This window comes from Streptomyces sp. Rer75, from assembly GCF_013414305.1.
Lineage (GTDB): Bacteria > Actinomycetota > Actinomycetes > Streptomycetales > Streptomycetaceae > Streptomyces > Streptomyces himastatinicus.
Map to the genome: position 1 here is coordinate 435318 of NZ_CP058693.1, position 24371 is coordinate 459688.

Below are 24371 nucleotides of genomic sequence, written 5' to 3' on the forward strand. Positions count from 1 at the left end.
AGCCCATGTCCCGTGTCAGCTCGTGCAGATGCCACGCCGCATCCACCTTCGGACGCAACACCGCACCAACACGCTCCGCAGTCAGCGCACCAATCACACCGTCATCGAGCACACCGGCCGCATGCACCACAGCCGAAATCTCACGCCCGACCAGCACCTCCGCCAGCGCCTCACGATCAGCCACATCACACGCCACCACCTCGACCCGGGCACCCAATCCGGCGAGTTCGGCAACGAGGTCGTCGGCGCCCGGCGCGGACAGTCCACGCCGGGACAGCAGGAGCAGATCCCGTACGCCGTGCTCGGCCACCAGGTGCCGGGCCACCACCGCACCCAGACCGCCGGTACCGCCCGTGATCAGAACCGTGCCGCGCGGCTCCCAAGACGCCGCACGCAGCTCTGGAACGGGCATCCGCATCAGCCGGGGGGCCAGGACCCGCCCATCCCGCGCCGCCAACTCCGGCTCGGGCTGCGCCAACGCCCGCGCCAACACCGCCCCCGACACAGCACCGTCACCAAGATCCAGCAACGTGATCCGATCCGGATGCTCCGACTGCGCCGACCGCACCAAACCCCACACCGACGCCACCGCCAGATCACTGACAGCACCACGCGCCACCACGACCAGACGAGACCCCGCGAACCGCTCCCCCTCCAACCACCCCTGAACCAAGCCCAGGGCCTGCACCGCGGAAGCGTGGACGGAATCCACCATCCCCTCACCGCGGCCCTCCGCCCCAACGACAGCCAACACCACATCCGGCACCGGGCCCTCAGCCACAGCCAACGCGGCCAGATCCGCGCACCCCACTACCGAGATCCCCGCATCCCGCAACCCGCCACTCAGACCGTCGTCCGGGCCGACCACCGCAACCACCGGCAGCTCCGCATCCACCCCCTCGGCCACCGGAGCCCACTCCACCCGGAACAACGAATCCCGGCCAACCGTCCGGCCATCACCGTCCGCCAGCTCATCAGCAGCAAGAGGACGCGTGACCAAAGACGCGACGGACGCCACAGGACGACCTGCCACATCCGCGACCTCGATGGACACCGCCCCCCGCCCGCCATACGACAACCGAGCACGCACCGTCGTCGCCCCAGAGGCGAACAACGACACACCCTCCCAAACGAACGGCACACCACCATCCGTTTCTCCATCAGCCAACACCGCGGCGTGCAGCAGTGCGTCCAGCAGCGCGGGATGCACCCCGAACCCACTGACAGCGGCGCCTTCGTCCAAAGCCGCCTCGACAAAGAGCTCCGCGCCCAGCCGCCACACCGCCCGCAACCCCTGGAACACCGGGCCGTACTCGAACCCGGACTCGGCCCGGTTCTCATAAAAACCGTCCAGATCGACCGGCTCGGCTCCCACCGGCGGCCACACCGCGGTATCGAACCCAACGCCGACCAGTTCCTCCGTCGCGGCCAGGACGCCCACCGCGTGCTGGGTCCACGCCAGCTCGTCCGAGCCATCCGTCCGTGAGAAGACCTTCACCGACCGGCGACCGGAGTCGTCAGGGGCACCGACGAACACCTGGATCTGCACCGCACCCCGCTCCGGCAACACCAGAGGTGCGGCAAGTGTCAGCTCCTCGACACGGTCACACCCGACCTCATCGCCGGCCCGGATCGCCAACTCCACGAAAGCCGTACCCGGCACCAGAACCCGGCCCATCACCACGTGATCGGCCAGCCACGGATGCGATCCCGCCGACAGGCGACCGGCGAACACCACCCCGTCCGAGTCGGCCAACGACACCGCCGCACCCAGCAGCGGATGCTCAGCCGAGGCCAGGCCGGCAGCCCGTACGTCCCCCATGCCGGCCAGAGCGGTGGGCCAGAACCGCTGCCGCTGAAACGCGTACGTAGGCAACGCGACTCGCCGGGCGCCCGTGCCCGCGAAGAACGCCCGCCAGTCCACGGCCACACCGGTCACGTGGAGCCGCGCCAGCGCCGCGACGGCAGCCGCCTCCTCCAGGCGGTCCTTACGCAGCACCGGCACCACCACGGCCTCATCCGGTACCGACTCCCGGACCAGCGCCGACAGCACACCGTCCGGCCCCAGCTCCAGGAACGTCCGCACCCCGGCCTCCGACAACGCCTGAACGCCATCGGCGAACCGTACGGTCTCCCGCACATGCCGCACCCAGTACTCCGGCGAACACAGTTCGCCGTCCGCAGCCACCGCACCCGTGAGATTCGATACCACAGGAACAGTCGGGTCGTGAAACTCCAGACCGGCCACCACAGCACGGAAGTCCTCCAGCATCGGCTCCATCAGCGCCGAATGGAACGCGTGCGAGACCCGCAGCCGGCTCGACTTCCGCCCTTGCTCCGCCAGCCTTGCGACCGTGACGGCGACGGCGTCTTCGGCCCCGGCGAGCACCACCGACGACGGCCCGTTCACCGCCGCGATCGATACTCGGTCGGCCAACAGCGGCACGACTTCATCCTCGGTGGCCTGCACCGCCACCATCGCCCCGCCGGAGGGCAGCTCCTGCATCAGTCGAGCCCGCGCCGCCACCAATCGGCACGCGTCCTCAAGCGACAGCACGCCCGCGACGTGGGCGGCCGCAACCTCTCCGATCGAGTGCCCGCCCACGAAGTCCGGTGTCACGCCCCACGACTCAACGAGCCGGAACAGCGCCACCTCGACGGCGAACAGCGCGGGCTGCGCAGCCCCGGTCCGGTTGAGCGCCTCGGCGTCGTCGCCCCACATCGCCTCTTGTACGGGGCAATCGAGGTGGGTACCCAGTGTCGCGAGTGCCGCGTCCAGAGCCTCGGCGAACACCGGGAAGCGGGCGTACAGCTCCCGTCCCATGCCGATACGCTGCGCGCCCTGGCCACTGAACAGGAACGCCGACTTGCCGGCGCCCCGCTCCGCTCCCCAGTCGGCGCCGTGGACGAGTCCCGGCGCCGACTGGTCCGTGGCCAGGGCGGTCAGCCCGGCGATGATCTCGTCGCGGTCGGATGCGACGAATGCCGCTCGGTGCGCGAAAGCCGACCGGGAGGTGGCCAGGGAGAAGGCGGTGTCGAGGACGCCGAGTCCGGCGTCGGCCTCGGTTGAGGCATCGACATCCGTAGCGGCGTCGGCGCCCAAGGCGGACAGCAGCCGTGCGGCCTGTGCCCGCAGGGCCTCGCGCGTACGTCCGGACAGCACCACCGGCACCGCGTTCGGCAGGACGGTCGGCGCCACCGCCCGTGCCGCCTCCGTTTCCGTCTGCGAGTCCGGTGCCTGTTCGATGATCACGTGCGCATTGGTGCCGCTGATCCCGAATGACGAGACGGCCGCCCGCCGCGGTTCTCCCGTCCCCGGCCATGCGACGTTCTCGGTGGCCAGGCGCACCGCGCCCTGGAGCCAGTCCACATGGGTGGACGGAGTGTCCACGTGCAGGGTGCGCGGCACGGTGCCGTACCGCATCGCCATGACCATCTTGATCACACCGGCGGCACCTGCGGCCGCCTGGGTGTGGCTGAGGTTCGACTTGATGGAGCCCAGCAGCAGCGGACGGTTCTCGTCGCGGTTTTGGCCGTACGTCGCCAGCAGTGCCTGCGCCTCGACCGGATCGCCCAGGGTCGTGGCCGTACCGTGTGCTTCGACGGCGTCGATCTGGTCGGCCGACAAGCGGGCGTTGATCAGTGCCTGCTGGATCACCCGCTGCTGGGACGGGCCATTCGGTGCGGTCAGGCCGTTGGAAGCGCCATCCTGGTTGACCGCGCTGCCGCGAACCACCGCCAGGATGGGGTGTCCGTTGCGCTCGGCGTCGGACAGTCGTTCCAGCACCAGTACGCCGACGCCCTCGGCCCAACCGGTGCCGTCGGCGGATTCGGCGAACGACCGGCACAGCCCGTCGGGGGACAGTCCACCCTGGCGGCTGAACTCGACGAAGGTCGACGGGCTGGACATGACGGTCACACCACCGGCCAGGGCCAGCGAGCACTCCCCCGCCCGCAGTGCCTGGTCGGCCAGGTGCAAGGCGACGAGGGATGACGAACAGGCCGTGTCCACGGTCAGCGCCGGGCCGGTCAGGCCGAAGGTGTAGGCGATCCGGCCGGACAGCACGCTGCCCGTGTTTCCGGTGAGCTGGAAGCCGTGTGCGCCTTCGGCCGCGCCTACCTGGTAGTCCTGGGCCATGGCTCCCATGAACACACCGGTCTCGCTGCCCCGGAGGGCTGTCGGGTCCACGCCGGCCTGCTCGATGGCCTCCCAGGCCGACTCCAGCAGCACGCGCTGCTGCGGGTCCATGGCGACCGCCTCGCGGGGCGAGATGCCGAAGAAGTCCGCGTCGAAATCGGTCGCATCGTAGAGGAAGCCGCCGGATGTGGTGGACGAGGAGGCGAGCGCTTCGGTGTCCCAGCCACGGTCGGCGGGAAAGGCCCCGATGCCGTGTTTGCCGTCGGCGACCAGGCGCCACAGGTCCTCCGGATTCGACACCCCGCCCGGGTAACGGCAGGACATGCCGATGATCGCGATCGGCTCTTGGGCCGACGCCTCCAGCTCGTGCACCCGCTGCCGGGTCTGCCGCAGGTCGGCGGTAGCCCGCTTGAGGTAGTCCCTGAGCCTCTGTTCGTTGTCCATCTCAACTCATCTCGACAGCGGCTGGCCGCAGCCGGAATCGCGACGGCAGCGGACAAGAGGTGGTCGGTGTGCGGATCCTTCCGCTCGGCGCCAGCCCTCAGGGCTTCCGCACGGCGGCAGGTGGGGCGATAGGACGACCGGGGCGCGGACGTCCGTACGGGGGCTCCCGAGGGTTCACCGGCGGGCCCGGCCCCGGCTGGACCGTGTCGCGGAACCCGGCCGCCTCGATGCGGGCGGCTTGTCCGACCCTCTTGCTCCAGCTGACATGCGAGGAGTCTCGTGCGGGGGTGACGGGAAAAACCTTAGTAACTGCCGGGACCAGCACCGGCGTCGCGGCCGGGGAAGGGAACGGGAGCGGCCAGCGGCCGTGCGCCGCCGCGGAGTTCGGTGTCGGCTCGGGTCTTGGTTGCGGGCGGGGCAACGCTGCCTCAGACGGCCATGCCGTTCTCGTTCTCCCGGCCGATGGGAGGAGCCATCTCCATGAGCTGAGTGCGGCCCGCGACACCGAGCTTGCGGTACACCTTCGTAAGGTGTTTCTCCACCGCGCGCAGGCTGATCCGAAGCTCGGTGGCGATGTTCTGGTTACTCTTCCCGGCCGCCACCAGCAAGGCGATCCGGCGCTCGCTCGGGGTGAGCGCGGCGTCGGCCGCAGCCGTCGGCCGGCTGCCCGGCCGATCGCCCGTGCGGTCGGTCTCGGAGGGCTGCGGCAGCTGCTCGTTCCGGGGGAGGTGCTCGACGGTGGTGGCATGGCAGGGGGCGAACAACTCGACTCCGAGCAGCAGGTGTGCCTTGACCATTGCCATCCGGTCGGGGGAGGCATTGAGGCCCTCCACCGCGCGCAGCGCCAGCTCGATGCCCTTCTCGCCTTTGGTGACGTCGGCCCAGACACGCAACGAACGGCCGACCACGCTGGGGGCGCCCCACGCCACCGCCTGTTCGTACTCGCGGGCGATGAGGTCGTGCGCGAGGTCCGGGCGGCCGATCCGGTACTGCAGCTGCGCGGCCCACGAGCGCCAGGGCAGCACGGCGGGATTCGTCCAGCCCATGAGTTCGTGTTCGCGCCCGGCTTCGAGTATGTGGTCCAGCGCGACGGCGGTGTCACCGGCAAGCACCGCGAGCATCCCGTCGACCACGTGGCCGAGCCAGGGGGCGAGCAGTGCGTTGTCCTGGGCGCGATACCGGGCGAGTGCGTCGCCCGCCGTCGCGGGCGGGTCTCCGCCCGCGATGACCAGTGCCAGTGCCTCGCAGCAGCGTCCCGTGACCGGGGCGAACTCGGCGTCGGCGTGTTCCAGCGTGCGTGCGGCCATGAGTGTCGCTTCCGTATGCCGACCACGTCGCGCCAGGGCGAATGCCCGTTCCGCGTCGGCGAGCAGCGTGTCCGGCTTCCGCCCGCCATTGGCCTGGAGCGTCGCCACGGCCGTCGAGGCGAGCCAGCTGTCGACTTGGTCGAACAGGTCGGCTGCGAGCATGGCCCGTACCGCCAACGGCACCGCCGTGCGCAGATCGTCCGCGGTCGGCGGCTCGGCGAGCACCACGCGGCGGGCCAGCGCGGCCACCGTGCCGGAGTCCTTTCCGGCGAGCATTCCGGCGTAGGAGAGCACGGCGGCCCGGTCCCGGGCGGGGGCGCTGCGTACGTCCCGGGGGATACCTTCGAGCCGGAAGGCGCGGACCGTCTCCGTGAACCACCGGACGTGTCTGAGGTGCGTGACGCGCAGGCGCGCGTCGAGTGCGAGCGCGGTCTCGCGAGCCGAGCCCTCCAGCAGCGCGGGGTCACCCAGCCCGGCGGCTGCATCGGCTAGTTGGGTGGTGAGCCCGGAGGGCGGCATCTCGCAGGCCAGCACGGGGATCCTGACGAGCTCGCGGGCTCGCCGGGCCGGTGTCGCCAGCCCCGGCAGCGCCTGCATCAGGCGCCGCAACGAACTGACGGGGGTAGAGGCCAGCTCGGCTCTGGCCAGGTCCACGAGCAATTCGGCGCGCCCGCCGCTCTGATGGGCTGGGCCGAGCAGCGCCCGCAGCAGGTACTTCCGTGCGAGACCGGGGTTTTTATCCGCCAGTGCCGTGCGCGCGGCCTCCCGCAGCACCTCGATCTGCCAGCCGCCGGGCGGGTCACCCGCGGCCAGCACATGCCCGGCCACCTCTTCGGGCGGCCTGCCCGCCGCGTGCAGGGCCTGCGCGGCCCTGGCGTGCCAGGGCATGGTGGCCGTGTCGAGGGAGTGCGCGACGGCCTCGCCGATGGCGTCGTGAGCGAAGCGGGGTACCGGACCGGAGTCGAGCAGCCCCACCGACTTCAGCGCGCCGAGGGCGGCCGTGCCGTCCTCGGCGGTGAGTTCCGCCATGGTGAACAGCAGCCCGCCGTCGGTCCGCGGACCGACGACCGCGAGCGCTGTGGCGATCTCGCGTTCCGCCTGCGGCAGTTCGGCCAGGGCGCGCACGGCGTGTGTGCCGATCTCGGCGGGGCGCAGCGCCCGTACATCGTCCGGCCGGGGCGGCCACCGGGTTCGGCAGAGCCCCCGCAGCAGGGCGGCGAGGAACAGCGGCCTGCCGCCGGAAACCTCGGCGCAGGCCCGAATGAGCTCGCGCTCCGGCTCACCGAGGAATTCTCCGGCCATGGCGGAGATTCCGTCCGGTGAGAGTGGCCGGAGGGCCACGCGTTCCGTGGCGGCGGCGAGGAATTCCTTCAGTAGCGGCGAATGCGCCGCCGAATCGGCCGAATGCGGCGTCACGGCCACGATCACGACCGGCGCGTCGGCGAGTTTCTCACCGATCAGCGCGAGCCAGCGCAGGGAGTTGGCGTCGACCCAGCGCAGGTCGTCGATGAGTAACAGCACCGGCATGGCGTCGGCCAGGCCGAGCAGTACGTCGCGCAGGCGGAGCGCCTCGCTCTCCTCCGTGGCGCCGGCCGGTGGGGCGGTGCCCGGATGCAAGCCGTGGAGCATGCGCCGGGCGACTCCGAACGGGACGTCGCTTTCGGAGCGGGCGCCCTCGGCGCGCAGGACGAGCGCCTCGGACCGAGGCGTCCGCCTGGCGAGTTCGCCCAGCAGTGCCGAGCGTCCGGACCCGAACGGGCCCGCTACGGTAACGAGCGCACCCCGCCCGTCGCGGGCGCCATCGAGGGACCGCCAGATGACCGCGAGTTCCCGCGTACGTTCAAGCAACACAGTCCCGTCCTGTTCGGTCAACACAGTCCTGTCCTGTTCGGTTCTCTGGTGCACCGGCCCGGCACCGCGGGCGGAGGAACTAGGAGGAGACGTATTCCGGGCGCACGCGCGGCGGCCACTGCCCCACGGCGAAGACGCCCATGGAGTAGCCCTTCGAGATCAGCGCGGGCCGGTTGGTGACCTTGAGCTTCCGCAACAGGGAGGCGACGTGGTATTCGACACCGCCACGGCTGAGGAACAGCTTCGCCGCCAGTTGCACCGTCGACTCCCCCGCGGCCACGCCCTCGAGGATCCGGGCATGCACCGGGCTGAACAGCTTCCGGCGGCCGGTGACCATCTGCGGGCCGGTCTCGGATTCCTGCGGTTTCACCAACACCATGATCGTGCCGACCCTGCCCGCACTCCCGCGCACTGCGATACCGGTCATCTCGCCCAGGAAAACCGACTCCCCGGCGCCCATCGCGACGATCTGGTCGGCGAAGCGCGGATTCTGACCATCAGCCAGACGAATAAATTCGTTCTTCATTTTGCCCTGCACGCTGGGGTGCAGGAAATCGCAAATATTGCGCCCGTGCACATGGCCAGAACCATATCCGAACTGTTGAGCGAACAACCGATTCGCCTCTAGGACCCGAAATTCCAGGTCGAGGTTCGCTATACACATCCCGGACTGCTCAAACAGGGACAAGTAAATTTCGCGGTACTGCTCCGAACACCGATCCTGCGTTTCAGTGGAGATAATCTCTTTCGATACGAGGCCAGAGTTACTCACGAGATTTCGGCCATTTCTCTCAGGTCACATTGGTCGATTATCCGGAAGCGACTTAAATTCCCGTCGCCGACCCCCGTCGAGCGCATCCCGGATTAGTTATCGTCCATACACAAAAGAAAAAAGTCAAGGGTTTTGAGTTGGTTGGAAGTTAATCCGCTTAAGACTGCGGCCCCCGCACCGCACGGTTCGGTACGGCACGGTTCGGTGTGACGGCACCAGCCCTGAGCTGCGAAAACATGACCTTGATCACCCAGGGTCGCCAAGGTTCACTCGTCAGCAACCGGACGAACGCAACGCACGCTTCCACATGGTCGGGCACGTTCCAACATGCGATCGGGCATCCACGAGGCCATCGCACCACCGACATCCGTTATTCACCTACGCGCACGCCCGGAAACAACCGGAGGATTGCGCAAGGAGTCAACTCGCACAGAAAATAACACGCGTAAACGGACAAAACGAGGGTCACCCTCAAGCGAGCAGGACCGGATTCAGAGCCACGTGCCAGAGCAATTTTTCCGCCCCCCTGCACTCATTCGCCGTGGCTATGAACCCCGAGTGCCGCGACGAGCGCAGAGCGTCCCTCGATACCCAGCTTGCGGTAGGAGTTGGTGAGATGCTTCTCCACCGCGCGTCTGCTGATCTCCAGCTCGGCAGCGATCTCCTGGTTGCTGCGGCCACGCGCGGCGAGTTCGGCCACCGTGGCCTCACCACGGGTCAGGACGGACCTGGCGACCGGAGCCGAGGTGGGCGTGACGCCGCTGACCAACCCTCCGGTATGCTCCCCCACCCTGAACGTCTGCGACTGCTCGGCCAGCCGGCGCCCCCGGATGAGCAACTGGTCGCCCTCCGCCGGTGCGGCACTCTGCAAGCGCTTCCCGAGCGTGACCAGGGCCCGAGAGAGTTCGAGCGGGCTTCCCTCGTCGTGCAGCACGTCCACCGCCTGCCGCAGCAGCGCGATCCCCTTCGGCCCATCGGTCACGGCGCCCCATGTGTGCAGCGCGCGGCCGAGCGCGGTCGGCGCGCCCCAGGCCAGCGCACGCCGGTGGTTCTCCTCGGCCAGCTCGATCGCCTCTCCGGGCCGACCCAGCCGGTGGTGCAGCAGCGCAGCCGGGACCTGCCACATCGACACCGCCGACCCGACCCATCCGGCCCGGTCGAGCACGCGGCCGCAGTCGAGGAACTGCGCCAGCGCCGCGGGCAGGTCCCCGCGCGCCGCCGCCAGCCTGCCCCTCAGACACCGCCGCATCAAGAACATCCGCAGGTCCGTATCCGATCCGGCGATCTCCAGTACCCGCTCGGCCAGCGTGTTGTCTTGCAGTTCGAGCGCGAGCATGCCGACCGCGATGGCCGGCACCAGCATCGTTTCCGGCTTGTTCCGATCCGCCAGCTCCAGCCCGCGCAGCGCACATTCCCGCGCCACGACGATGTCCCCGCGACCGAGCAGGACGAGGCCGCGCTGCGCCTCGATCAGGGCGGTGAGCGCCGGCTTGGTCTGCCGCTGGGCGTGGGCCAGCGCGGCATCGAGCCAGGACGAGGCGACATCCCCGGCATCGGCGACGAGCAGCATCCACGGCAGGATCTGCAGGGCCGCGCTCATCGGCGCGGAGTGGGTCGGTTCGTGGTCGAGGACCTGCTGGGCCATCCGTACGATCTTCCGGGTGCCGACCTGCCCGTTCAGGGTCACGGCCCGCATCAGTACGACGCACAGTTCACGTTCGGCACCGCTGCCCAGTGCGGCGTCACCACCGAGTTCCGCCAGCCGGTCCCCGGCCGACGCCAGCGCTTCGGGATCCTGGATCGCCGCATAGCGCGAGCGCGCCTCCAGTCGAAGGGCGAGCTCCCTGTCGTAACCGCGCAGCGTGCCGGGATCATCGAACCGGGCAGACACCTCACGGACGAGGTCGGCGAGCCGCTGGTCGCAGCCCGCCATGTGCAGCGGGGTCCGGGACACCACCTCGGCGCGCCTGCGGTGATCCGGCATCAGGCGCGCGGCCTGTTCGATGTGCCGGACCGCCGTGGCCGGATCGGTGTCCCATTCGACGGCGGCCAGCTCGACCAGCAGATCGGCCCGCTCCCGACCCTCCATGGGCAGATCCATCAGCGCCCGGCGCAGGTAGCGGACGGCCGCGTCCGGCGCGCCCCGCCTGCGCGCGGCCACCGCCGCGGCTCTGAGCTGGTCGGCCTCCCAGCGGTCGCGCACCGTGTCAACGTGCAGCAGCTGCACGGCGATCTCCTCCGGCCCGGCTCCGTACTCGTCCAGCAAAGCCACCGCGGCCCGGTGCAGGCGCGAACTCTCCTCCGCTCCCAGCGATTCCGTGACAGCCCGGGTCAGCACGGGGTCGTGCACCACGAGCCGGCCGGATCCGCTGAGCAGCCGGGCTTTCCACAGCACCGACCGTGCGGCGGCGCACTCGTCCCGGCTCAGCCCGCTCAGCCGTACGACCAGGTCTTCGGTGGCCTGGTGCGCCAGCACCACCAGCGCCTTCGCGAAGGTGTGGACGACACGGTCGCGCCGCAGCAGGCGCAGCAGCCTCTCCCGCCGGAACGACCTGCCGAGTTCGCGTACGCGCTCCACTTCCGCGGCCCTGCCGCGCAGCCGCTGCGCCTGAGCGCGGTCGAGCAGCACACGGAGCTCCTTCGGACTGCCGCTGGTGAGGTCGTGGCAAGCGGCGGCGAACTCGCCGTCGGATCCAGGGCCGAACCGGTCCACCATCAGCCGAGTTGTCGCCTCCTCCGAAAGGGCTTCCGCGCGCAATCGGTAGGTCGCCGCGTCCGCGATCTCCCGGACGAGCGGGTCACGCGAGCTCTCCCCGTCCTGCAGCACCACGACGATGAGCACCCGCATGCCGTCCAGTCGCGTGGCCAGGAAGGCCAGCGCGCGCAGCGATGCCTCGTCCACCCAGTGCAGGTCGTCGATCACGACAACCACCGTGCGGCCGGCGCTGAGACCGGCGAGTGCGGTGTGCAGGCCGTGCAGCACGGAGGCGAGCACATCGGTGCCGAGCTCGTCGCCCGGGTTCCTGCCGACCGCACCGGAAGCCACGCCGAGCATCGCCCGGGACGCGGCGGGGATCAGGTCATCCCGCGCCGCGAGCAGGGGCAGCACCAGTTGGCGTACGACCCCGAGCGGGAATTGACGCTCGCTCTGCGCACCGCCGGAGCGGAGCACGCGCGCGCCGGCGTCCTCGCCGAGTCGCACCAGCTCGCGCAGTAGCGCCGTCGTGCCGGCCCCGGCCTCGCCTTCGATCAGCAGCAGTGCGCCCCCACCGGACTCCACCTCGAGTACGGCCTTGCGCATGACCGTCAGTTCGGGTCCGCGTTCCAGCAGCATAGCCTCAGCCATTCCGGCCCGTGGGGGCCAGGTGGGCCATCAGTTCGGCTCTGCCCTTGGCCCCGAGCTTGCGATAGATCTTGGTCAGCCGCAGTTCCACGGTCCGCGTGGCGACCTGGAGTTCGTCGGCGATCTCGCGGTTGGCAAGCCCCGCGACGACGAGCCGCGCGACATCACGCTCGGGCTCGGACAGCCCGGCGAGTGAGGATGCCGGTATGTTCCCCTGCGCCCGAACCGGGGGACGTGGGAGTTCGACGCCGAGCTCGGCCAGCGCCTCCACCGTCTGGCCGCACATCCGGTCGACGGCGTCGCCGGTGCCCCAGCGGTCCAGTACGGCATGCTCCTCCGCGCGCAGCCGGGCCGCGGTCTGCGGAGCGCCGAGCATCTGGTGGGCCACCGCGGCTGTGCAGCGCCAGGGCAAAACCATGGGATTCTTCCAACGCCGCGCGCGCAGCAGTCGGCCGCACTCTTCCAAGAGCACCAGAGCGCCTTCGGGGTCGCCGGTGACCAGGCCGAGCTCCGCCTTGGCGTAGAGCAGGAAAGCCCAGCCGACGCCCTGGTCGGCGGTGTGAGTGAGCGGGCGGGCCGCCAGTCGCGCCCGGTCCAGCCTCCCGCAGCGGATCTGGGTCATGATCTCGCTCGCTACCAGCCTCGCTGCCAGCGCCGGATGCCAGGATTCCAGCGGTAGTTCCCGCGTTGCGGTGGCCAGGTCTCGAAGCCCCTCGTCGGGGCGGTGGAGCCGCAGCGCGGCGCCCGCCCGGTAGAGCAGCGCACGCGCGACGGTCGCCCGGGCGTCCCGTCTGCGTGCGTCGGCCACCACGGTGTCCAGACCGTTCATGCCCATGGCGATGTCGTCGGCGCACAGCAGCGCGCAGGAGGCCGCGATCCGGCACATCGACGGTACTTCGCTCGGCGCGTCGAGCGCGGCCCGGGCCAGCTTCCGCGCCCGGTCGCGTTCCTCTGCCGACCTGGCCAGCTGCCAGGCGAGCGCCCCGGCCTGGGCCGGGTCGGCCGGGCGACGGGCCGGGGCGGGCAGCGGGGCGGCCGGGATCTCCGGGTCCGTGCCCGCCTCCTCCCCCGCGAGCCAGCCCAGCGCCCTCAGCGGGGACAGTTCGTCCTGGGGTATCGAACCGGCCGACGTTTCGTGCAGTTCGGAGATCACCCGCCGTGCCGTCTCGACGTCACCGCGGCTGAGCAGCAGGTCGGCTGCCCGGACCACGGAGGGCCACGAGTCGCCGTCCGCGTGGCGTACGAGGACCTGCCGTAGCCTTCCATCGCTGGCCTGTGGCGAGAGCACGACCTCGATCGAGGCAAGCCGCGTGAGCAGATGCGCCCGGTCGGCGTCGTTCATCGGCTCGCGCAGCGCGTGGCGCAGCGCCGCGGCCGCAGCCTCCGTTCTGCGCCGCCGCATGCGGTACGCGGACGCTTCGGACAGCGTCTTCCCGGCCCAGGGCAGGCCGGAAGCCGGCGCGTGGCCCAGGAGATCGGCGACGGTGTCGACCCCGGCCCCGACTTTCCGGGCCAATTCCGCCGCTCGCAGGTAGAGGTGTTCGCGCTCGGAGGCGGTCATTGCCGCAAGTATCTCGGCGCTGAGACGAGCACAGGGCACCCGGGGTGCGTCGGGGTCGATCACCAGCCCCGCGACGAGGAGGGTGTCGAGCGCGCCGTCCAGTCTGGCGGCACGCAGTCCGGCCAGGGAACCGGCGATCTCGAATTCGAAGTTGCTGCCGACGGCGGCCAGTACGCGCAGCAGGGCGAGCGCGTCGGCGGGCATGCTGAGCATGGCGCGGTTGGCCCGTACGGACCACGCGGTCCAGGATGCCTCGATCAGCTGTGGAATCCGATCGGCGTCCAGCGGCAGGTTCCGGGCAGTGAAGTGGTCTGCGATGCTGCGCAGCATGGCCGGGCGGCCCATCGTCATATCGGCCGCAACGGCGGCCACCCTCGCGCCGATCTCACGCCCGGTCAGTGTTTCCAGCAGCTTCCGGGAGTTGGCCGTGGACAAGGAGGCCAGCGGGATCTCCCGCATCCCGGCGAGACCCGCGTCATCCAGGAGACACTCCTCGCCGAGAAGACGGGAGAGCGGACCGTAGGAGGAGCCGATCAGCAGGACCGGGGCGTGGTGCGCGCGGCGGGCCATCGCCGCGAACCAGCGCAGCGACCATGTGTCGGCCCATTGCAAGTCGTCCACGGCGAGCAGCAGCGGACGGTCAGCGGCGAGCGCCAGGAACTCGTCGCACAGCAGCGGCACCGAGGCGGCGAGGCGGCCGTTGCGCCTACAGACGGTGGCCAGTTCGACCATCCGTGACGGCGGGCGGAGCCCGGCGAACAGCTGGGTCACCGCGGCGTAGGGGACCCGCGACTCGACCGGCGAGCAGCGCGCGAAGCCGACGGCCGACCCGAGAGCGCGTGCCCGGTCCACCGCCCGGTGCAGCACCGCGCTGCGTCCCACCCCGAGCGGACCGGTCACGCCCGCCATGCCCGACCCGCCGGCCTCGAGCGTCCCGATCAGCTCCTCCAGCACGGTCAGGGCACTCTGGCGGCCTACGAATTCGTCCGCGGCGAGGGCAGGCGCGGGCCTCATCGTGACACACGCCCGGGATGTGTCACCGCAGCATGGACAGGAGCAGGGAGTGCTGCAACGATGAACCGCGCGTGATAGTTCCGCATGTACGCCTCTCGCGTCACTCGCACCAGCGATCCTTAGATGAAGTGAATACACCGGAGATTACAGCTGCGCTTGTGACTGTGCAGCATCGCGCTGGTAACGCTGAGCTTCCTTTGAGGTCATGACAATCTCTACGCGCATTGATGGGGGCTCATCCCGCGCCAGGGTCCCCGAATTGGGGCTCTTTTATCTCCAACCGTTATCAGAATGGCCCTTATGTCTTCCGCAAGACGCGGGCGAGCTCCTTCCTGCCCCGGATGCCGAGCTTGCGGTACACGCTCGTGAGGTGGAACTCAACGGTCCGTTGAGTGAGGAACAGCGACTCGGCAATCTCCCGGTTGGTCGCCCCCGCGATGGCCTGCTCGGCGACTCGGCGCTCGCTGCCGCTCAGCGTGTCAACGGGCGAGGCGGTGCTGCGGCGCAACCTGCCGCCCGCCTCGCTCAGCGCGGGCAGCGACTGGTTGAGCTGTAGCTGGTCCCGGCACAGCACGGCCTGGTCGATCGACCGGCGCAGCCGCTCGCGCGCGCCCTCGGCGTCACCCCTGCGGTACAGCCTGCGGCCCAGCAGATACTCGGCCCTGGCCTGCTCCAACCTGCCGGGCGAGTCCGCGAGTGTGTGCACGGCGTGGGTGAGCAGGTCGATGCCGGCGTCGCCCGCGGTCAACACCCCACGGGCCATCCGGAACATGCCCAGGGCCCGCGTGGTGCCCCAGCGGTGCACCGATTCCTCCACCCGTTCGATGAGGTCCAGTCCTTCGTGGGGGCGGCCGAGTTCGGCGAGCACGTCCGCCGCGTCGAACCACCACGGCGCCAGCACGGGGTTGCCGATGCCCCCTTCGGCCAGGCTGTCGGCGCACCGGTAGAAGTGGGTGAGGGCGCCTTCCAGGTCACCCAGTGCCGCCCGGCTCCGCGCCCGCGCCATCACGTACCAGTGGTATTCCAGAGTGAATCGGTCCAGCCGCGGCCGGGTGATGAGATCGAGTACCTCCTGCGCCCGCGCGGGCTCCCCCCGGCGGATCAGCGCCGAGGCGAGCGCGGTCTGTGGCATCACTACGTTCGGGGCCCAGGACTCCTGGAGCACGACGTCGAAAGACAGTTGCGCGTCGGAAAGCGCCTCACCCACGTTGCCCGCCCACCGGTAGACCTCGGCACGGGTACTCGCGCCGAGGGTGTGCGTCCACGCCTCACCGGTGCGCTGCGCGTGCTCGATCAGGGCGGTGAGCGCGACCAGCGCGGGATCGATCTCGTCGGCGAGGTAGAGCGGGAGGCTGGCGCTCAGCACCGCCCATCCGCCCGGTGCGACATCGCCGATGCGCAGGACCTTCTCCGCTTGGGCTGCGACCTCGGTGGCGGGCCTGCCCTGGAAGGTGCCGAGCGAGGACAGCATGCCCAGCAACTGTCGCTCCTCTGCGGTGTCCCCCTGCGGTGGTACGTAGTCGCGAAATCGCCGCCCCACTCTGTGCACGGTGGACTTCTCATCGAGGCCGGAAATCAGATACGCGAACTCGACGAGCGTGCGCAGCGCGCGGTCCGCCGGGGTGGCTTCCGCACCGGCCTCGGCTTCGATCGCGTCGATCACCTCATCCACCAACTCGAAGGCCCGCAGGGAGTTCTGCGCTCCCAACGAGGTCAGGGCGTACTGCACCACGAGCGGGGCTCGGGTGCGCGGATCGCGTACCAGGCCCAGCGCGTGCTCCAGGTGCTCCAGCGCCTTTGCGGGCTCGCTCTGCCCGAGCACCCTGGCCAACGCGGCCAGCAAGCTCACGTCGTCCGGGTCGTGCTTCAGCGCCTGCGAGAGGTAATGCGCGGCCGCGACGGGCGCTCCCCGGTGCTCCGCGCTCTCCGCGGCCGTCAGCAGCACTCCGACCATCCAGGGTGCCGGGTCGCCGGGCAGCAGCATCAGCTGGACCGCGACCTCCTCGGCCGGGCGGCCGGAGTCGTTGAGCAGCCTGGCGGCCCGCTCGCGCAGTGCCACCCGCTCGTTCGCCGACGTGGTGTCCAGCACCGCGCTCCGGATCAGGTCGTGCGCGTAGTCGAGGCCGTCGCCGAGCAGATCGTTGGCGCGCAGGATCTCCACCGCCGCTCGCGCCGGGCCCGGCTGCGTCCCGGCCAATGCCGCGATCATCTCGACGGTCTCACCGCCCAGCACCGCGATCGCCGTGGCGACCGCGTACGCGTCCCTGGGGAGCCGGTCGAGCAGGGAGCGCGCGACGACATTCCATCCGAGCTCGTCGAGCAGAGCCGTCTGCTCGGCACCGGGCGAGATCTCGTCACCGCGCAGGCGGCTGACCACCCGCCGTACCAGGAACGGATTACCGCCGGTGATCTCAGCGCATTTGGCGGAGAACGCCGAGTCGAGTTCACGGTCGAAGGCCCAGTGCAGCATTTCGCCGACGGCCTCGGTGGTCAGCGGCGGCAAGTCGACGATCAGGCAGCTGAGGGTGTCGCTGATCTCGTCGAGCACCTCGGGCCGGGACTGCTCGTGGCCGGTGCGCTGGGTCATCAGCACCATGAGCGGCAGGTCATCCGCGCGGCGCAGCAGGAAGCCCAGCCAGCGCAGGGAGGCCTCGTCGCACCACTGGACGTCGTCGATCGCCAGCACCACCAAGCCGTCGGCGCTGAGTCCGGCGGTGAGCCAGTGCAGGCCGTGCATGACCGAGTACGTGTCGGTGGGACCGGTCTCGTCCGTGCGGTCGGGAAGCAGGGCGGGCAGCGCGAGCCGGGCGCTCCCGCTGAGCAGTGGCGAGCTTTCGGCTCCGTCCTCGGTGAGGCGCAACGGCTCGAACAGGCCACGAACCGTCTCGTAGGCGGTCGAACCACTCTCCGGGCATTTGACGGTCAACACTGTCCGGGCGATGGGAGTGAGCTCATCGAGCGCGACGGAGAGGAGCTTGGTCTTGCCGATGCCCGCCGGGCCGCGCAACAGGACTGCCTGGCCCTCGCCGAGCGACGCACCGCGTGCACGCTCGACCAGGAGAGACCGTTCCCAGTCGCGGCCGGCCAGTTCCGTAGCCGGTTCGGACTGCGGACCACTGCGCGCGACCACCGTAACTCCTCTTGCTCCGGCGACGGCGGTTGGGCGTCCTCAAGCGGCCGAAAACACATGGCCGCCGCTTGGTTGATCAGTACGACGCGATCGTACCGCTTCGCAGGGCAGCGTTTCACACGGCCAGCACGCGCGGCCCCGCCCGCTCGATATCCCTCGTCACATGGGAGTCCGCCCGGTCGTCGGTGATCAGCGTGTCGATGTCGGCAAGGTTGCCGAATTGGGCGAAACGAGTGTGGCCGATCTTGGTGTGATCGGCCAGCACGACGGTGTGCCGGGCCGCCGAGATCGCCGCGCGCTTGACCATCGCCTCGGAGGGGTCGGTGGTGGTCAGGCCGCGTTCGAGCGAGATCCCGCCGGCGGCCAGGAAGGCGACGTGGATATGGATCTCGCTCAGCAGGCGCAACGCCCAGCTGTCGACCGCGGCGAACGGACGGGACTTGATCCGGCCGCCGACCAGCATCACGGTGATATTGCCCTTGCCGGTGAGAGTGAGGGCGACGTCGATCGCGTTGGTGACCACAGTGAGCTCCCGGTCGACCGGTATGAGGTCCGCGAGCTCGCCCATCGTTCCACCCGCGTCAAGTAAAATGGCGCCCGTCTCGGGGACGTATTCCATCGCGGCCCTGGCGATACGCCGCCGCTCGGTGAGCGTCACCGGATGGCGGGCGGGCAGATCCGCCTCGGCCGACCCGGTCGTCACCGGGATCGCTCCACCGTGCACCCGGCGCAGCAGACCCCGCCGCTCGAGTAGCGTCAGATCCCGGCGCACCGTCTCCGTGGTGATGTCGAATCGCGACGCCAAGCCTGCCACGTCGACCCTGCCGATTCTCCTTACCACTTCCAGGATCGTCTGCTGGCGCTCCTCTGCGTACATCCCCGTTTCTTCCCCCCTCGGCCTACCCGACGCGGGAGGCTACTCAGCCGTAGGGAGGCGCACAACGGTTCGGCCGGAGTTTCGGGGCGTCTGCGAGTGAACAGCACCTGATCCCCCCTCCGTTCAGCGGCCCAAGGCCCCGCGTCGCCCCGGTAGCCATTGCCGACCGCGCCCGGGATCAAAGGTTGCTATATAAGCGACGGAAGCTGACACTAACACGCGGTGAGTCGCCGAAACGAGGTGACATAGTTGCGCTGACCTGCGCGAATATCCCGGCGACCATGTGCCGTTCAACAACCCATAGCGGCTTGTCAGGCCGCGTATCTGTACTCGTTGATCAGGCCGCCGAGGACTCGGGTCCGACGTAGCGGTCAACCATCACGCCTGTCTACCGAGCGCTCCCCGGGCCGCGACCCAATAATCACTCGCCGTGGCGTGCTCGGCCAGGGGCTGTACGGGGGCAGCCGCCGCACGGGGACGCGTACGGGCGGGGCCCGCGCGTCGTCCTTCCGGTCACGACTCCAGAAGGACCGTGCCGATGTGGTGGCCGTCCAGCAGTTCGCCCAGGGCACGCGGCGCCCGTTCGATCCCCCGCAGCCGGGTGTGCGGAAAGGTGAGAACACCGGCGCGCAGGCCCCGGCTGAACTGCTCCTCCCAGCGCGGCGCCGCGTCGCGGTGGTCGGCGGTGGTGAGCCCGCGGAGGGTGATGCCCCGGGAGAACAGCGCCAGGGTGTCGACCGGCACCTCGGCCGTCGTGCCGCCGCAGGCCTGGGCGGACAGCGCGCCGATGACGATGCATCGCGCGCCTCGGCGGGCCAGTGCCAACGCGGCCCGGAGCTGCTCGCCGCCGACCGTGTCGACGAGCACGTCGATACCCTCAGGGGCCGCCGCGCGCAGCTGCTCCGCGATCGGCGCCTCGCCCCTGACGACGGCCGCGTCGAAACCCAGAGTCCCCACGAGGTAGTCGGCCTTGCGCCGCGACCCCGTCGACCCGATGACCCGTCCCGCTCCCCGCACGCGGGCGAACTGTCCGGCGATGGAGCCCGCCCCGCCCGCCGCGCCGGTGACGAACACCGTGTCGCCCGGCCCTACTTCGGCGGCGCGTACCACTGCCAGCCAGCCCGCGAATCCCTGCGAGAGGCAGGCGGCCGGGTCGGGCCACAGGGCCGGGTCGACGCGCCGTGCGTCGTCCGCCTCCATCACCGCGTATTCCCGCCAGCCGAGCTGGTGCCTGACGAGATCGCCGGGGCCGAGGCGGGTGCCCGGGGCCGTGACCACCTCGCCGAGCGCCGGCGCCCACAGCGCCCGGCCCGGTTCGTACCGGGACATCGGGAGGACGGCGTCGGCGTCCTCCATGAGCGTGCGGGTCACCGCGCCGACCCGCGTCAGCCGATTGCGTACGAGGACCTGGCCATGGCGGGGCACCGGGACCGGGGCCTCGGCGACCTCGAACCGGTCCGGGCGCAGTCTGCCCTCGGGACGCGCGGTCAGGCGCACCTCGCGGTGGGTGGACGGGACGGGGACGGGCACGGACTCGGGTTCGGTCATGGGGTGGTCCTCATCCTCGGACGGCGGGTGTTACGCGGTCAGGGCGCGGGGTGTCACACGGTCAGGCCCGGGTCCGCCACGCTCAGCGCGGCCACGAACAGGCCGACGTAGAACCAGGCGAGAAAGCCCATCGCCGGTCCCCGCGGCCACGTCGCGCCCCGCGCGTCGGCCAGCGCGAACCGCTCGCCGCCCGCCCAGATACAGCCGAGCGCCGACAGCGGCAGCCACGCGGCGGCCGCCGCCGGACCGTGCACCTGCCACGGACGTACGACGAGCAGCGCCAGCACCGCCGCCGCCAGGGCACAGCCCACGGTCAGCCCGACGGAGCCCCGGGTGCCAATGGCATTGGAGTAGAGGGTGGCGCCGGGCGTGACCTGGTGGCTGGTCTTGCGGGCGAACTCGAAGTGCAGGAAGACACAGGCGCAGAGCAGAACCGGCACGGCGGCGTTCCAGTGCGGGCCGGCGCCCGTCGCGTCCCGGTACGACAGCCACACGTGCACGCTGAGCAGCGCCTGCACGGGATAGCTCACCGCCAGATTGCGGAAGATGCCCTCCCGGACCGCCCTCGACCAGCGTTCGAGTCCGACCAGGAAACAGATGTACGCGAGATCCAGCAGCAGCCAGCCGGTGAGCAGGGGCGACCGCCACACGGTGAGTGTGATGCCCGCGGCCGCGATGACCGCCATGGCGAGTCGCAGTTCGCGTACCGTGATCGAGCCGCGCGGCAGTGGCCTGCCCGGATTGTGCTCCCGGTCGTACGCCAGGTCCTTCTGCTCGTCCACGACCCGGATGAAGAGCAGGGCCAGCCACACCGTGCCGATCTCGGCGAGCGTGGGCACCCCCAGCCGCCAGCGGGCGTCGCCCGGCTCCACCAGGGCCAGCGCACCCTCCAGGGCGAGCACCCACAGCACCGCGTACGTCACATAGACGCGGGCGGGGGCACGCTCGGCGAAGAACGCGTACAGCCGCCGCACCGTGCCGCTCATTCCGCCACCTCGTCCAGGATCGTCACGGTACCGGTCGCGCCGTCCATCTCCACGCGTGCCCCGTCCGGAATCCTTCTCGTCGCGCCGGGCAGCGCGACGACAGTGGGGATGCCGAACTTCCGGCCGCTGATGGCGGTGTGAGACAGCAGCGTGCCGCGCTCGACGACGATGCCGCGCGCGGAGAGCATGAGGAACAGCCACCCGGGGTCGGTCTCCCGGGCCACCAGGATCAGGTCGTCGGTGGGATCGACACGCTGGTGCGGGTCGATGACCACACGGGCGGTGCCACGCACGACACCGCCGCTGGAGCCCAGTCCGCGCAGCCGCGAGCCCGGCTGCGCGTCCCGCTCCGGAGTGGGCAGCCCGTCGCGTACCGGGCCCATCGTGGCGAAGTCCATGGGGAGTTCGACATCGAGGCTGGCACGGCTCAGGTACTCGGCTCGGCGCAGCCGCGCCAGCCCCCGCAGATCGTCGGTGACCGCGCCCCCGTCGAAGTGGCCGAGGATCTCCTCCTCGGTGAGGTGGACCACGTCCTCCGCTGCGTCCAGGACACCGCGCGCCGCGAGTTCCGTACCCAGCCGGCGGTAGATCTGGCGGCCGAATCCGAACAGCTCGCTGCGGCTGTAGCGGGTGTCCTCCCGGATGTTGATGAACCGGCGCTGCTGGGCGAGCAGGGCACGCAGCACCCCGCGCCGCACGGGGTGGCGCGCCAGCAGCGTCCGCAGCCGCTCCTCGGCGGCCCGCCGGGTCGCGGTCTCCCGGCCGCGCAGGCGCTCGCGGGTCAGGCCGCTGCGCGCGTACTCGCCGGCCAGCCGCAGCAGTTGGGAAGGCTGTTCGCGCGGCACCGGGACCTCCAGCTTGAGCTCCTGCAGGCCCCGGTCGCCGTGGGCCGCCCCGTGTGCCCGCATCCGGTCCGCGATGTCCGTGCCGAACGCGCCGTCCTCGATCCGCCGCAGCAGCTCCTCGGCGGGCTTGTCGGGGTCCTCATCGGCGAGGGCGTCCAGCAGCCCGGGGGTGTCCCTGATCCGTTCGGCGAGATCCAGGAGGGACATCAGAATGGTGACGCTGCGGTTTTCCTCGCCACCGCACAGCAGATCGCTGTGCAGACCCGCGTCGGCGCCGGGCAGCCAGCGGGAGAAGAGCCGCATGACGGCGGTCTCGGCGGTCTGCAACAGCACGTCGTTGACGAGGGTGAGGCCCCAGCGTCCCCCGGCCTCCCGCCACAGTGACCGCATCAGCTGCGCCAGTTGGAGCGGGTCGGCGGTCCTGGCGGCCTCGCGGTGGCGCGCGATGGTCTGCCCCCACCAGCGGTCGAAGCTCCGGGCGGCGGGGACGTGCACGGCCCGCAGCCAGGCCAGGCGCAGCAGGGCCGCGGCGGTTTCGGGCAGCCGGCCGGGAGCGGTGGCGAGGCGGTCGGGGCGTACATCCGTCACGGAGGGTGACATGCCCATCATCCGCTCGAAACTGGCGCGCCACAGCGGGAACGTGGGGGACAGCCGGTGCAGCGTGTACCACGCGCTGAGGGAGTAGTAGACCCGGCCGTTCAGCAGGCCGAGCATGGACCTCAGGTCGTTCTCATGGCGTGCCAGCACGGCGGGGGGGACCCCGAGCCGCCGGTAGAAGTCGCGGAAGTCCTCACGGTAGAAGCGCTGGGCGAAGGAGTAGGTGAGGGCGGTGGTCACGCCGGGATAGCTCTCGGTGATGTTCGCGTTGCTCCACAGCCGCTGCCCGCCCAGGTCGAGGACGACCGGCCGGGCCTGGAGGATGTGCAGGGCGCCGTCCTCGGTGAGGGTGCCCTCGATGTCCTGGGGGCAGCCGAAAAGCCGCTCGACGTGGTCGCCGACGTCCGTGATGTGCCGGATCTGTCCGTCGGTGAGCGCCGGTTCGTCCCGCTCGTGGCCGTGCACCGGGAGCAGACGGGGCCCGCTGCCCGGCCGCGTGGGATCCTCCTCCATGCGCTCGGGCTTGTGCGCGACGACGGAGCGGACCGCGCCCGTGCGCCGGTCGATGAAGTGATGGTCCACCGGCACCTTCTCCTGGACGACCCCCTCCCCGATGCCGAGCCCGGCCGCCAGCACCCGGTCCCGGGCCCCGGTCAGCGGGTCGCAGGTGAACAGGACGAAGGAGCGGCGGCCGAACACCATGCGCTGGACGCCCACGCCTACGGCGAAGTCCTCCGTGGCGGCGGTGGAGCGCGCCGCCCGGTACAACAGTGCCCGGGTTCCGAACCCGGAGGCCCAGCACTCGCGCACCCGCTCCAGCACCTGATCGCGGGTGACGTACAGAAAGCTTTCGCCGATGCCCGCGAAGGCGTCCTCGGCCGAGTCCTCGGCGGCCCGCCCACCCGGCCCCACCATCGAGGACCGCACCGACACCACGGCGTGCGGGCCGAACACCTCGTCGTACGCCCGGTGGACGGCGCGCGCCACCGGCAGCGGCACCGGCACGTCGAGGACCAGGCGGCGCAGGGCGTCGGACTGCTCGGCCAGCCGGTCGGGGTCGGCGTGGTCCAGCCGCCGCAGGATCGCCAGGAGCCGCGGGCGTACGGGCGCCAGGGTGCGGGTGAACAGACTCGCGGGCAGGCAGAAGAAGTGGGGCACGGGCAGTCCGGCCGAGGCCATCCGGGCCTGGCGGGCGAACTTCGGGCCCACCTCCGCCTCGTCCAGCAGCGCTCTCCCGCGCAGTACCGGACCCCGGCGCCCGGCGGTGCGGACGACCCGCAGTACGTTCTCGATGGTCATGTCGATGTCACCACACCCAGGGGATGAGACGGCGTCGGGACGCCGCGAAGTCGGAGTAGCCGGGCAGGGCGAACAGCATCCGTTCCTCAACCAGGACGCGCACCACGATGGCCGGCAGCAGCAGGACCACCAGCGCGGCGGCGCTCGCGGGGTTGAGGAAGTAGCCGACGAAGGCGATGTGCGCGGCCGCCATGCCGACGTACGCGGGATGCCGCACCAGGCGGTACGGGCCGGTGTCCACGATCCGGTGGTCGCCGAGAGCCCGCACCCGGTGCGAGTAGAACCGCCCGAGGGCGCGGACCGCCGCCAGGCGCAGGGCGACGGCGCAGACGAAGGCCACCGGCAGGACGGGCATCCACGGCCGGTATCCGGACCAGTCCGTCGGCACCAGGCACGCGGTCGCCACGGTGGCGGCCCGCGCCGCGCCGTACGCGTAGACCGTGCCGCGGTCGGTCGTCGCCTCGGTCGCTCGCGAACTGCGCACCGTCGTCCAGCTCTCCAGCAGCAGCCACAGCAGATACGACGCCGCGAGGGCGCATCCGACCCGGTGCGCCGGAGCGGACCAGCCGGCCGCCTCACGGACGGTGGCCACCGCCGTGGCCATGACGGACACGGTGAGCACGAACAGCGGAAATCTCCGCAGAAGCCATGTCATGGTC

The 24371-nt window shown here is 70.8% G+C and carries 11 protein-coding genes (1 of these 11 only partly in view); all 11 read right to left on the bottom strand.

Features of this window, described 5'->3' with window-relative positions; translation table 11 throughout:
• Positions 1-4582 carry the beginning of a type I polyketide synthase gene (locus HYQ63_RS01210; RefSeq protein ID WP_179932076.1) on the bottom strand. 34184 nt of this gene lie to the left of the window's left edge, so only the first 4582 of its 38766 coding nucleotides appear in the window; the start codon lies at positions 4580-4582; its stop codon lies beyond the left edge, outside the window.
• A gap of 428 nt (positions 4583-5010) precedes the next feature.
• On the bottom strand, positions 5011-7737 hold the full coding sequence (locus HYQ63_RS01215) for a LuxR C-terminal-related transcriptional regulator (protein ID WP_179932077.1): 2727 nt from the start codon (positions 7735-7737) through the stop codon (positions 5011-5013).
• Positions 7738-7819: 82 nt separating this feature from the next.
• The gene (locus HYQ63_RS01220) at positions 7820-8512 is read right to left on the bottom strand and encodes a LuxR C-terminal-related transcriptional regulator (protein WP_179932078.1); all 693 of its coding nucleotides are present in this window, start codon (positions 8510-8512) and stop codon (positions 7820-7822) included.
• A gap of 532 nt (positions 8513-9044) precedes the next feature.
• Positions 9045-11858, bottom strand: coding sequence for an AAA family ATPase (locus tag HYQ63_RS01225; RefSeq protein ID WP_179932079.1), 2814 nt, complete (start codon positions 11856-11858; stop codon positions 9045-9047).
• Positions 11851-14430, bottom strand: a complete 2580-nt coding sequence (locus tag HYQ63_RS01230) for a LuxR family transcriptional regulator (protein WP_179932080.1) — start codon at positions 14428-14430, stop codon at positions 11851-11853. Before HYQ63_RS01230 ends, HYQ63_RS01225 begins: the two co-directional genes overlap by 8 nt.
• Before the next feature lie 298 nt (positions 14431-14728).
• On the bottom strand, positions 14729-17560 hold the full coding sequence (locus HYQ63_RS01235; protein WP_179932081.1) for an AAA family ATPase: 2832 nt from the start codon (positions 17558-17560) through the stop codon (positions 14729-14731).
• 115 nt (positions 17561-17675) lie between these two features.
• Entirely contained in the window at positions 17676-18437 is a 762-nt protein-coding gene (locus tag HYQ63_RS01240; RefSeq protein WP_179932082.1) for a DeoR/GlpR family DNA-binding transcription regulator, read from the bottom strand.
• A gap of 513 nt (positions 18438-18950) precedes the next feature.
• Positions 18951-19985 (bottom strand): NADP-dependent oxidoreductase, encoded by a 1035-nt coding sequence (locus HYQ63_RS01245; RefSeq protein ID WP_179932083.1) that lies wholly within the window; start codon positions 19983-19985, stop codon positions 18951-18953.
• Positions 19986-20038: 53 nt separating this feature from the next.
• On the bottom strand, positions 20039-20971 hold the full coding sequence (locus tag HYQ63_RS01250; RefSeq protein ID WP_179932084.1) for a UbiA family prenyltransferase: 933 nt from the start codon (positions 20969-20971) through the stop codon (positions 20039-20041).
• Positions 20968-23712: a PEP/pyruvate-binding domain-containing protein gene (locus HYQ63_RS01255; RefSeq protein ID WP_179932085.1), complete on the bottom strand. Its 2745-nt coding sequence runs from the start codon at positions 23710-23712 to the stop codon at positions 20968-20970. Before HYQ63_RS01255 ends, HYQ63_RS01250 begins: the two co-directional genes overlap by 4 nt.
• 7 nt (positions 23713-23719) lie before the next feature.
• Complete coding sequence (locus HYQ63_RS01260; protein WP_179932086.1) at positions 23720-24367, bottom strand: isoprenylcysteine carboxylmethyltransferase family protein; 648 nt, start codon at positions 24365-24367, stop codon at positions 23720-23722.
• Between the last annotated feature and the right edge of the window lie 4 nt (positions 24368-24371).

Bases quoted from the DNA above. Each gene is read 5' to 3' on its own strand.
- HYQ63_RS01225 (WP_179932079.1), bottom strand. From the start codon at position 11,858: ATGGCTGAGGCTATGCTGCTGGAACGCGGACCCGAACTGACGGTCATG.
- HYQ63_RS01250 (WP_179932084.1), bottom strand. From the start codon at position 20,971: ATGAGCGGCACGGTGCGGCGGCTGTACGCGTTCTTCGCCGAGCGTGCC.
- HYQ63_RS01230 (WP_179932080.1), bottom strand. From the start codon at position 14,430: ATGAGGCCCGCGCCTGCCCTCGCCGCGGACGAATTCGTAGGCCGCCAG.
- HYQ63_RS01260 (WP_179932086.1), bottom strand. From the start codon at position 24,367: ATGACATGGCTTCTGCGGAGATTTCCGCTGTTCGTGCTCACCGTGTCC.
- HYQ63_RS01255 (WP_179932085.1), bottom strand. From the start codon at position 23,712: ATGACCATCGAGAACGTACTGCGGGTCGTCCGCACCGCCGGGCGCCGG.
- HYQ63_RS01245 (WP_179932083.1), bottom strand. From the start codon at position 19,985: ATGACCGAACCCGAGTCCGTGCCCGTCCCCGTCCCGTCCACCCACCGC.
- HYQ63_RS01240 (WP_179932082.1), bottom strand. From the start codon at position 18,437: ATGTACGCAGAGGAGCGCCAGCAGACGATCCTGGAAGTGGTAAGGAGA.